This is a genomic window from Streptomyces sp. NPDC037126, assembly GCF_055605965.1.
On record NZ_JBVJTD010000026.1, the window covers coordinates 1 to 10,611 of the forward strand.

The following is a 10,611-nucleotide window of genomic DNA, read 5'->3' on the forward strand; positions in this document are numbered from 1 at the left end:
CACCCGATACGAAAAGACCGCCACCTCCTACGAAGCAGCGGTCACTCTCGCGTCGTTCCTGCTCTGGGCAAGATCCGTTTGAAGACGGACCCTAGTACGAGGCCCAGGGGCTGCTGGCCAGTGGTCGCACCCCCGGCGGGCACCGGGACTTCCCGGAGACGGCCGTCGACCGGGTCATCCGGATCCAGGAGCTGTACGCGGCGGGGCTGCACAGCGAGAGGATCCGCCGGTTGCTGCCCTGCATGCGCGACCAGGACGGCGGGCCCTCCACGATCGCCACTCCGCGTCTGGTGCGGGACCTCACCGCCGAACGCGACCGGATCGACCGGATGATCGCCGATCTGGTGCGCTCCCGGGAGACCTTGGACGAGGTGATCCGCACGGCCCGGGGCACCTGACGGCCGAACGCCACCCCCGTTGAGAAGGCGCCTGGCCCCGTGCTCAGGGAGAGCCGGGTGCGGACAGCGTGCTCAGGGCGGCGGCGTGGCCGAAGGCGAGCTGCGGTATGACCTCGTGGCCGGCGGCGGAGGGGGGTTCGATGCCGTCGGGGCCGCCGAGGTAGCCGGTGGTGGCGGTGGCGGTGGAGTTGTTGTCGGAGAAGAGCACGATCGTCCAGTTGCGGGGGCCGTCCTCCCACTGCTCGGCCCAGTCGCCGGTCGGCGTCACGACCCTGGAGCCGACGCGTCCGCCGGATTCGAGCAGCTTGCGGAAGCCCGGTTCGGCCTCGGTCGGGGGGTCGGGAAGCCAGCCGCCGATGGTGGTCACCGAGTGGTAGAAGCGCAGCCGCCTGCGGCCGCCGCCGTCGGCGAGCCAGGCCGCCTCGGTGCCGCGGCGCTTGTCGAACGCTCCTTTCGGGAGGCCGGTGAGGGAGGTGTCCAGGTCCCAGAACTCGGCGAAACGGGCGTGGAAGTCCGTGTCGGCCCCGGGACCGGCGCCCCAGGTGGGCGCGGGGTACTTGTCGGGCAGTTTCGTCCCGTGGGTCAGGAGCGTGGTGGCGACGATGCCGCCGCTGCTGAAGGCGGCGATCACGATACGGCCGACGCGGGGCGGCCGGGGCGGCTTGACGGGCATGTCCTGGGGGAAGACCTGCGTGGTCGAGAGGTGCGTGGACAGCTCCAGCAGGAAGCGCCGCCAGCCGCTGGTGGATGCGAACGGGCCGAGGTCGCCGCCGGCCGCGATCGGCATGACCAGGACGGCCTGCCTGCCCGCGGCCAGGAGCTGGGCTGCCAGGTAGTGCTGGCGGAAGAGATGACGGTAGGCCAGGTCGGCGTACGGCTGAAACGGGAGGTCGGTGGCGTCGATCAACACGCCGTAGGGGTAGTCGGCGTCGGTGAAGGGCGCTTTGGCCGTGGTCGGCGCGAACCAGAGGACGAAGTCGGTCTCGTCCGGCAGGCCCTTCCCCGCGAGCCGGGGAAAGGGTGCCCAGACGGCGGCCAGGAAGCGGCGGCGCTCGGCGAAGGCGCGGGCATCGGGATCTCCCCACTCCACCCACAGGAAGCGCCCCGAGGTCCCCGGGTCGACGTCTTTGAGGACTGCGCGGAACCGGTCGAAGGCCCGGCCCCGGGGGCCCCCGAGCAGGTGTGGCTCCGGGAGGCGGATGTGCTGGACGCCGGTGAGCGCCCGTCGTCGCGGCTGGGGTTCGCCACGGGGTGGCAGGTCGCCCAGCCAGCCGCGTGGGCGGACACCTGTGACGGCGCGGGTCCTGCGGTTCCGGGCGGCGTTGAGCAGTTCGCCGTCTGAGACGGTGGCGGGCGGAGCGCCGCTGATCCGGATGAAGGTGGCGGTCAGGTCGACGATGCTCAGGCCGGAGACGGCCGTGCACGCGCCGTTGTTCCACTGCCACGGGTCGGGGTAGGTCTGCGGTGCCAGGCTCACCGACACCGGGGCGAAGCCGGTGGCGGTGAGCGTCAGTTCGATCCGGCCGAAGCCGCCCCCGTCGGTCGGGATGCCGTCCCGAGGTGTCGTGACGTCCGCGTCGACGACCCACCCCCTGAGCATCTCGAAGTGCGGCGGCGGCAGTTGCGGCGCCTTCTCGTCCGGGGTGAAGGCGGCTTTCACCGAGGTGACGTTCACCGGAGCGCCGAGCACGTCCCGGCCCTTGACGACGATCTGCCAGCCCATGCGCCGGGCCGCCCTACGCCTGCGCGGGAAGTTGCCGGCCGGTCCGGGGGTCGTACTGGACCTGTACGGCGACGATCTGGTCGGTGGGCAGGACCTCGGTCCACTGGTCGAAGATCTGGTAGGGCAGCAGGGCGGGCCGGAAGCCGCCGTCGAGCGGGTCGAAGCCGTGCTCGAAGACCGTCTCGGTCGCGAGGGTGTTGGCGATGTCGCTGTTGCTCGCCTGCAGTTCCTCGGCCAGCAGGGTCAGGACCTGGCCGAGCGTCCTGCCCTGGTACTCGGGTGGGTCTCCCGGCTGGAAGGGGTACGGCTGGTCCAGTCCCGTCTCGCCCTCGACCTGGGCCTGGGCGAGCCAGGCCAGGGCGTCGAGTTCATGGCCCGGCCGGACCGGCAGCACCGCCTTGGCCCAGGCGGCGTTGAGGAACTCGTTGCGGCGTTCGTCGCCGTCCAGCTGGATCAGCCAGCCCAGCGAACTGCCCATCGGCGCGGGCCGGGTGTCCTCGGTGATCAGGTAGTCGACCCGCCACTCGGGCGTGGAGTGGTGCCGGGCGTCCCAGGCGTTGTCGGTGTCGGTGTTGCTGTACCAGCTCGCGACGGTCTGGCCCGCGAGCGGGTGCGCCGGGTCGGTGGCCGCCGAGGGATCGGGCGCCGGAGGTACGGGATAGCGCCCCAGGGAGGACTCGCCGGGGGTGGTCGCGGTGTCGGGGTCGGTGCCCGTGGGCAGCGGGCGCCAGTACTCCGGCACGGCGAAGTAGAGCATCTCGTCCACGTCGAAGATCTGCCGGATCAGCTCGGAGTCCAGGTGGGCGTCACTGGTCAGCTCCAGCCGGCGCACCAGCTTGCCGTACACCGTCTGCCGCTCCTCGGCGCGCAGGTCGTCCGAAGGGCGCGGTCCGATTCCGGCGGCCAGCTTGAGCCGCTCACGTACGGCGTCGCCGTAGGCCTGCCGGCGCAGCGCGGTCAGCTGGTTCTGGTAGGCGGCCTGGGCCTGGGCGTTGACCTGGTCGATGGCGGCCTTGGCCTCAGCGGTCGGCTCGTAGACCATGACCGCGTCGAAGGGCATGGAGTGCTGGCCGCCCCAGTTCGCGTACGTCAGGCGCAGGGCGAGCTTGTTGGCCACGGGGTCGGGGTTGGTGCCCAGGTCGGGCGAGTCGGTGAGGTAGCGGACCTGCGCGCCGTGGAAGTCCAGGGCGCCGATGCGGCTCAGCCGGAAGCCGTCGGGGGGCGGCGGCAGCGGGTAGTCGAATCTGAACTGGACGATGTCGTTGGCGCCGACGTCCGGCCGGAAGATGCCGTGGTCCTGGTTCTCGTCGGAGGTCTGGTAGGTGTCGTTCGCGTCGTGGTCGGCGCCTTGGTAGAGGACGAAGGGAACCGACAGGTGGTACGTCTCCTGCCGCGCCGCCGGGTAGGGGACGACGTCCGGCTTCTGGACCGAGGTCAGGTCCGGCGGCGGGATGACGTGGACGAGATCGCCCAGCCCCAGCTCACGACCCGGGTCCTCCAGGAACACCTGCCAGCTCAGCCGGGTGCCGATGTGCTGAAGCTGGACCCCGACCTTGCGCATCTTGCGGCGCAGTTCGTAGTTGACCAGCTGGCTGGTGGTGTTCTGCACGACGTAGCGACGGCTGGTGGTGTCGGTGGTCTCGGTCACCGTCTTGAAGGTGGTCTTGAAGTTCCGCTTGATCTCGCTGGTGACCTTGGAGGTCTGGGTGCGGGAGCGCTTGTGCGTGGTCTCCGCCGAGGTCTTGCGCGTGCTCTGCGTACTGAAGCTGGCGCTGGCCTCGGCGTGGTACACCCCCAGGCTGCCGCCGCCGCTTGCGGTGACACCGAGTTTGGTGTCGTTGGCGTTCTCCTCCTTGACGGCGTCGGCCACGTCGTCCTGCTGGGTGAGGCTCTCCTCCACCTTGCGGGACTCCTCCTGCGACTGCTCGGCGGTCCGCTCCACCAGGGTCCGCCGGGTGCTGCTCTCGACGACCTCGACCGTGCCGCCGGGGCTGATCCAGATGTGCCCGGCCGGAGCGCCCAGGAAGGTGTCGAACTCGAAGAAGTACTCCCGGAACAGATTCACCAGCCCGACCGGTGAGAGCAACCCGGCGGCGGACGGGAGCAGTTCCCCGGGCGCGGCGTCCAGCACCGGCCGGACCTGGGCGCTGCTACGGCCGAGCCAGCCGGCCAGCGGCTGGTACACCCCGAACAGCTCGGTGGCGTACGGCAGTGTGCCGGCGAAGTCCGTCACGGGGCGGCCGTTGGTCACCGGCGGGCCGGTGCCGGGCGGAGGTGCGGTGATGGTCTGGACGATGTTGGCCGGGACGGCCGGCGACGGGCCGACGGCGAAGGTCAGGGCTGTCCAGGAGCTGGCGGCGGCCGAGCGCCGGACGAGCATCGCCTCGCAGGTGCCCCGTACGTCGGGGCCGACGAACGCCACGTTCTGCGGGCCGGGTTGGGCGATGACGCGACCCGCGTACTGGCGGCTGGCGTCCGCGTCCGCCTGCAGGAACATGTCCGCCAGCTCCGGGACGCCGGGGAACAGCCGGGGGTCCTTGAGGTCGAGTTCCGAGGGCAGGGCCAGCGCGAGGCGTTCGCCCAGAGGCAGTTCCAGCGGGGTGCCCGGCTGGACGGTGTACGACCAGACGGCGTACCCCTGTCCCAGGCCGGGTGCGGTGATGGGCTTCGTCCCTGTGAAGACAACCGTGAGTGTCATGTCGGCCCCCGAACCGGAGAGAAATCCCGTTGCTCCAAGGGTGACAGCCAAAGCCGCACTAAACCACGGGCATATGCCGAAACCACCTGAACAGGTTGATTTCTCGGCACGGGCGGTTCAGGACGGGAAGGCCGCGAGTCTGGCAGATGCCTGCGGCACGGTGGCCGGGCCCGCGCGGCCCGGCCACCGGTGTGGTGCGCAGGGCCGTGTCTACGGAGCCATCTCGTACGCTCCGGACAACGCCTCGACCCGCTGCCAGACCCGCTCCGTTCGCGCCTCGTCGACGACCGGCCGCCGGATCGAATCCAGCGCCCAGTCCTGCTGCTGCTCCGTCGCCGAGTCCTTGCCGTGCAGTTCGACGGCGTGCGCGGAGAAGTCCCGTACGAGGACGGCGAAGAGTTCGTCGAGCACGTCCTGGTCGAGTCCGGTCAGGGCGGCCTGCTCCAGGACGAGCTGACCGTGCACGACGAGGGCGAAGAGCTGACCGACCGCGAGGACGAGGTCGAGGTCGCGGCTCTGCTCCGCGTCGGGGGCGGCCGTGGCGACGAACGCGCAGAGCGCGTCGGCCTGTTCGCGCAGGCGGGCCACGTTGGGCAGGTGCGCGAACGCGTCGAAGGCGGGTCGCCAGTCGTGGAAGCGCACCGAGCCGAGGCCGCGGGCCGGTCCCTGCCGGAACAGGAAGTCGTCGTCGGCCGCGTCGAGTCGGGTCGGCACGGCGGGATACTCGGCCGGGTCGAGGAGGTGGCTGCGCATGAACTTCAGGATCAGCGCCAGGTTGACGTGGACCGTGCCCTCCAGCTTCGGCAGACCGCGGATCTCCACGGCCGCCTGGCCGAAGTAGTTGTCCTTCTCGAAGCCCTTGGCGGCGATCACGTCCCACATCAGGTCGATGACCTTCTCGCCCTCGGTGGTCACCTTCATCTTCGTCATCGGGTTGAAGAGCAGGTAACGGCGGTCGTCCGGCCCGGCGGAGCGGAAGTAGTCGACGGCGCGGTCGCTGAACAGCTTCATGCCGACGAGCCTGACGTACGCGTCGGTCAGCTCCCGCCGCACGTGCGGGAAGGCGGTGACGGGGCGGCCGTAGAGGAGGCGGTTGTGGGCGTGGGTGACGGCCTCGTACATCGCGTGTTCGCAGATGCCGATCGAGGCGGTGCACAGGTTGAACTTGCCGACGTTGACGGTGTTGAGGGCGGCGTCGAAAGCGGCACGGCCGGTGTGCAGAACGTCGTCGGCCGTTACGGGATAGTCCTCCAGGCGGAACTCGCTGACGAACTTCGAGGAGTCGACGACGTTCTTGACCAGGTGGTACGACGGGTGACGGCTGTCGGCGGCGAAGAACACATAGCCGTCGGGGCCCTCGACGTCGGTACGGCGGCCGAAGACGGAGACGAGGCCGGCGGCGTTGCCGTTGCCTATGTAGTACTTGGAGCCGGTGGCGCGGAAGCCTCCGTCACCGTCGGGCTCCAGGAGCATGTCGGTGGAGTAGATGTCGGCGCCGTGGGCCTTCTCGGACAGGCCGAAGGCGAACACCTCTCCCTGGGCGAGGAGTTCCGCGGCGCGGGAGCGGGCGGCGGAGTTGTCGCTCTGCCAGACCGGGCCGAGGCCGAGGATCGTGACCTGCCAGGCGTACCAGTAGTCCAGGCCGTAGAAACCGAGGATCTCGTTGAGCGCGGCGATCCGGGCGGTGTCCCACCGCTTGTCCGCCTCCCCCTCCCCCGCCGCGGAAGACGGCGTGAGGAAGGTGGCGAACAGGCTCTCCTTCGCCGCGAAGGCGAGGAAGTCGCCGAGCCACGCGCGCGTCCGGTAGTCCTCGGTCAGGCGCCGCTTCCCGCGCTCCTCGAACCAGTCGACGGTGGCACGCAGCAAGCGGCGCGTCTCGGGATCGAAGTGCGCGGGATCGTAGGTGCGCGGGTTGAACAAGAGCTGGTCAGCCATGGTGAGGACGCCTTTCGGCTGGTGGACGGGTGGGAATGGGGACTCTGACGGCTGGACCGCAGGGTCGGGGGACCTGCTGAGGGTGCGGCGGCGATCAGCGGCCCGGACCGAACCGGGCCAGCGTGGCGAGGACGTCGTCGAGCCAGTCGATCATCATCCGCTCGTATGCGATGCCGCCGCGCAGTACGACGTGCTGGAGCTCCCGCTCCGCGTCGAGCGGTGTCGCCGGACGGGCCGCGGACGCCTCCGGTCCCGTGAAGTCCCGTGCCTCTCCGGCCAGATAGTGCGCCAGCCGGTCCCGGTGCGCCTGCCGGTGCCGCTCCACCTCGCGGATCAGAGCGGCCGGGTCGTCGAAGGCGGCGCCCCGGATCTTGACGGCCAGGTCGTGGCGGACACTCTCCGGTTCGATCGGATCGTGCAGCCAGGACGACAGCGCGGCCCGGCCGAGGTCGGCGACGCTGTACTCCCTCTTGTCCGGCCGGCCCTGCTGCGGGACGTCCCGGGCGTCGATCCAGCCGTCGGTCTCCATGCGCTTGAGCACGCGATAGATCTGCTGGTGGGTCGCGGTCCAGAAGTAGCCGATGGACCGCTCGAAGCGCCGGGCCAGCTCATAGCCGGACCCCGGCTTCTCCAGAAGCGACACCAGGATCGCGTGTTCGAGCGCCATGACGTCGATCTTTATATGCAACTCGTTGCATAGCAAGCCTCGCCCGCCCAGATGCGACGCGGCTCACCCCGACCCGGACAGCCTCGGCCATCGGGCCCCGGGACGCGGCCGGCACGAGTTCCCTGCCGGCCCATGACTCCCCTGGCGGCTCAACGTTCCGTCGTGCAGCAGCCGTCTCCGCCGGCGGTGTCCGAGAGCGTGCCGAGCCGGCAGAAGCAGGAGGCCTCGACCGGCACGTCCGCCATCGCGACGGCGATCTTCAGCTGCCCCCGCCTTGCCCAGCCGGACCAGACACTCGTGCAGCCCGTGCAGCGGATAGCGGGCCCGCAACGCGCCGACCAGTGCGCGTTCGACGGCCGTGGCGCCGGCTCCCGCCTTCTCGTGGGCGAGTTCCACGGCGGCGTGGGCGCGTTCGACGGTGCGTCCGAGGTCCTGCTCGTCGAAGAACTCCCACGGCTTGTTGTAGTGGGGGCCGAGTGCGTACGCGATGCCCCAGTACGCCATGGCGCAGCCGGGATCGGCCGCCGCGGCGGCTTCGAAGCAGGATACGGCTTCCTCGTGGTTGAAGGCGTACGTCCATACGAGTCCGCGGTCGAACCAGAGTTGTGCCTCGGACGAGGAGGTCGTCACGGGGCGGCTGTACGTGCCGAGGTCGTAATAGTCCGTCCTTCGCCCCTCACCGCCCGACCGCCTGGGCGACGGGAACCGTTCGCGCCCATTGCGCAAAGCACGCACAGCAGCGTAGTGGGTCGAGTCATGACTTGGGTGGTTGGCGACGATCTCGGAACGGCGGGTGTTCGGGGGTCTGCGGCACAGAGGTAGGCGCTACGACGTCGGTGTCTGCGCAGCGCCCGTAGCGCCGAGGACAATGCCCTCGGCGCCTTCGAGTCGGTTCCGCACGCCCGTGGGGGTGGGCCCGATCGTTTTCGAGACCCACCCCGGTGACGTCTCAGACGCCGACGGGTCTGCCCGGCCCGGGAACGTTGCGGAAGCGGAACGGCTCCGGTTCGCGGCCGGCCTGGACGAACCAGCACTCGCCGGTGCCGTCACCGGTGAGGATCCGCAGCACGGTGTCGGCGACGGTCGCGGCCGGGATGACCGGCAGACCCTGCTCGGAGAGCATGTCGCGCAGCGGGTCGATGATCCGCGATTCGGCGAACCCCGGGCAGACCGCGTTGAAGCGCACGTTCTCCGACGCCAGAGCCGGCCCCAGGGAGCGTGCGAGCCCCACGACCGCGTGCTTGTTGGCCCCGTACAGCGGATCGAGCGGCACGGCCGCCAGGCCCGCGAGGGACGCGGTCGCCACGATCGATCCTCCGCCGCGGGCCCGCAGCGCGGGCAGCACCGCGTGGGTGCCGAAGACCACGCCGTCGAGGTTGGCCCCCATCGCCCGGCGGTAGCGCGCGGGGTCGAAGTCCTCGCCGACGCCGCATCCCGTCGCCACGCCCGCGTTGAGCAGCGCGATGTCGACTCCGCCGTACGTTTCCTGGGTGAACTCCACCAACGCTCGGTTGGCGTCGAGGTCGGAGACGTCGCAGGCACGGAAGTGACCGCCGACCATGTCGGCCACTTCCCGGCCGCCCCGCGCGTCGAGGTCCGCGACGACCACACGCGCCCCCGCCGCCGCGAGTGCCACAGCCGTGGCCCGGCCCAGCCCCCCGGCGCCACCGGTGACGATCGCCACCTTTCCCCGGAGTGCGGCCGTGTCTGTCCGTTCCTCGCGCGGCAAGGCGGTGGTCACGCCAGCTCCAGCACGAGCTTGCCGACGTTCTCGCCGCGGAAGAGCATCTGCAAGGTCTCGGGGAAGTCGTCCACCGTGCCCCTCACCACATGTTCCTTCACCTTGATGCGGCCGGCGCCGATCCAGGCGCCGATCTCCTGCGCCGCCTCCGCGTAGCGCTTGGCGTAGTCGAAGACGACGAAGCCCTCCATCCGGGCACGGCGCACCAGCAGCGAGAGGTAGTTCGAGGGGCCCTTGACCGGCGTGGCGTTGTTGTACTGACTGATCGCACCGCAGACCACGACGCGCGCGTGCATCGCCAGCCGGGTCAGCGCGGCGTCGAGGATGTCCCCGCCGACGTTGTCGAAGTAGACGTCGATACCGTCGGGGGCGTGCTCGCGCAGTGCCTTCCTCACGTCGTCGGCCCGGTAGTCGATCGCCGCGTCGAACCCGAGTTCACCGGTGAGCAGCGCGCACTTCTCCGGCCCTCCGGCGATGCCGACGACCCGGCAGCCCTTGGCCTTCGCGATCTGGCCCGCGATGCTGCCGACCGCGCCGGCGGCCCCGGACACCACGACCGTCTCGCCGTCCTTCAGCGCCCCGACGTCCAGCAGACCGAAGTACGCGGTCATACCGGGCATGCCCAGCGCTCCCAGGTACGTCGAGGGCGGCGCCAGCGAAGTGTCGATCTTCATCGCGCCCCGGCCGTCGGAGACCACATATTCCTGAACGCCGAACGTGCCGACCACGTGATCACCCGGCTGGAAGCCGGGGTGGTCGGATGCGGTGACCTCGACGACCGATCCGGCTCGCATCACTTCCCCGATGCCCACCGGCGGCAGGTAGGAGGGCCGGTCGTCCAGCCAGCCGCGCATGGCGGGGTCGAGGGAGATGACGCGTGTCCGGCCCACGAACCGGCCCGGGCCCGGTTCCTCGAGGGGCTCGCAACTGTGCTGCCAGTCTTCGGGTTTCACTTCGCCCACGGGGCGGGCGGCCAGACGGATCTGCCGGTTGGTCGCGGACATCGCGCCTCCTGTCGTTCGCGGCTCCCGCGACCATACCGACCAGTAGGTACGTCCGCGGGTGTGACGTTCCACACAGGCCGGTCACGCGGGTGTTCGGATGCGCCATCCGGCAGGCCGTCAAGAGTGGGCAGAAGGCCTCCGTCGACGGGGACGGTGATCCGGGTGAGGTACGAGGCCATGCCCTACCGGTTCTGCGCCCGGGATCCGGAAGAGCTGCTGGTCAAGGCCACCACCGACGGCTGCGACCGCCGCTGGTACCTCGAACTCGACCGGTCCTCGGAAGGACGCACCGGCACCATGCGCATCGACGCCCACGGGCAGCCCTTCCGCACCACCGCGATCAAAGGCCTGCCGCACTACTGCGTGGTCTGTCCGCACTCCGCATTGATGCTCAAGGGCGCGGCGGCGGGCCTGCTCAGCGGGTTCGCAGCCCCGCCAGAGCACG

The 10,611-nt window shown here is 70.5% G+C and carries 6 protein-coding genes and 3 pseudogenes; 2 read left to right on the top strand and 7 right to left on the bottom strand.

All coding sequences use genetic code 11. From position 1 onward, the window contains the following. Positions 1–95 precede the first annotated feature (95 nt). Positions 96–398: pseudogene (locus tag ACZ7FF_RS37400) on the top strand (MerR family transcriptional regulator); the annotation flags it as partial. 43 nt (positions 399–441) lie between these two features. Here ACZ7FF_RS37400 and ACZ7FF_RS37405 read toward each other — a convergent pair. From ACZ7FF_RS37405 to ACZ7FF_RS37435, 7 genes and pseudogenes are all read right to left on the bottom strand, one after another. Beyond that, entirely contained in the window at positions 442–2,121 is a 1,680-nt protein-coding gene (locus ACZ7FF_RS37405) for a hypothetical protein (RefSeq protein WP_470818230.1), read from the bottom strand. Positions 2,122–2,134: 13 nt separating this feature from the next. Next, entirely contained in the window at positions 2,135–4,819 is a 2,685-nt protein-coding gene (locus ACZ7FF_RS37410) for a hypothetical protein (protein ID WP_470818231.1), read from the bottom strand. A gap of 210 nt (positions 4,820–5,029) precedes the next feature. Then, positions 5,030–6,754, bottom strand: coding sequence for an acyl-CoA dehydrogenase family protein (locus tag ACZ7FF_RS37415; RefSeq protein WP_470818232.1), 1,725 nt, complete (start codon positions 6,752–6,754; stop codon positions 5,030–5,032). Positions 6,755–6,848: 94 nt separating this feature from the next. Then, complete coding sequence (locus ACZ7FF_RS37420) at positions 6,849–7,421, bottom strand: PadR family transcriptional regulator (protein ID WP_470818234.1); 573 nt, start codon at positions 7,419–7,421, stop codon at positions 6,849–6,851. Positions 7,422–7,733: 312 nt separating this feature from the next. Further along, positions 7,734–8,051 (bottom strand): annotated as a pseudogene (locus ACZ7FF_RS37425) (hypothetical protein); the annotation flags it as partial. A 319-nt stretch (positions 8,052–8,370) separates the two neighbouring features. After that, the gene (locus ACZ7FF_RS37430; RefSeq protein ID WP_470818236.1) at positions 8,371–9,162 is read right to left on the bottom strand and encodes an SDR family NAD(P)-dependent oxidoreductase; all 792 of its coding nucleotides are present in this window, start codon (positions 9,160–9,162) and stop codon (positions 8,371–8,373) included. Beyond that, the gene (locus tag ACZ7FF_RS37435) at positions 9,159–10,166 is read right to left on the bottom strand and encodes an NADP-dependent oxidoreductase (protein ID WP_470818238.1); all 1,008 of its coding nucleotides are present in this window, start codon (positions 10,164–10,166) and stop codon (positions 9,159–9,161) included. Before ACZ7FF_RS37435 ends, ACZ7FF_RS37430 begins: the two co-directional genes overlap by 4 nt. Positions 10,167–10,343: 177 nt before the next feature. Between ACZ7FF_RS37435 and ACZ7FF_RS37440 the strand changes: the two are divergent. Then, positions 10,344–10,526: pseudogene (locus tag ACZ7FF_RS37440) on the top strand (transcriptional regulator); the annotation flags it as partial. Between the last annotated feature and the right edge of the window lie 85 nt (positions 10,527–10,611).

Coding starts and splice junctions, on each gene's coding strand:
- ACZ7FF_RS37405 (WP_470818230.1), bottom strand. CDS start 2,121: ATGGGCTGGCAGATCGTCGTCAAGGGCCGGGACGTGCTCGGCGCTCCG.
- ACZ7FF_RS37420 (WP_470818234.1), bottom strand. CDS start 7,421: ATGGCGCTCGAACACGCGATCCTGGTGTCGCTTCTGGAGAAGCCGGGG.
- ACZ7FF_RS37410 (WP_470818231.1), bottom strand. CDS start 4,819: ATGACACTCACGGTTGTCTTCACAGGGACGAAGCCCATCACCGCACCC.
- ACZ7FF_RS37435 (WP_470818238.1), bottom strand. CDS start 10,166: ATGTCCGCGACCAACCGGCAGATCCGTCTGGCCGCCCGCCCCGTGGGC.
- ACZ7FF_RS37415 (WP_470818232.1), bottom strand. CDS start 6,754: ATGGCTGACCAGCTCTTGTTCAACCCGCGCACCTACGATCCCGCGCAC.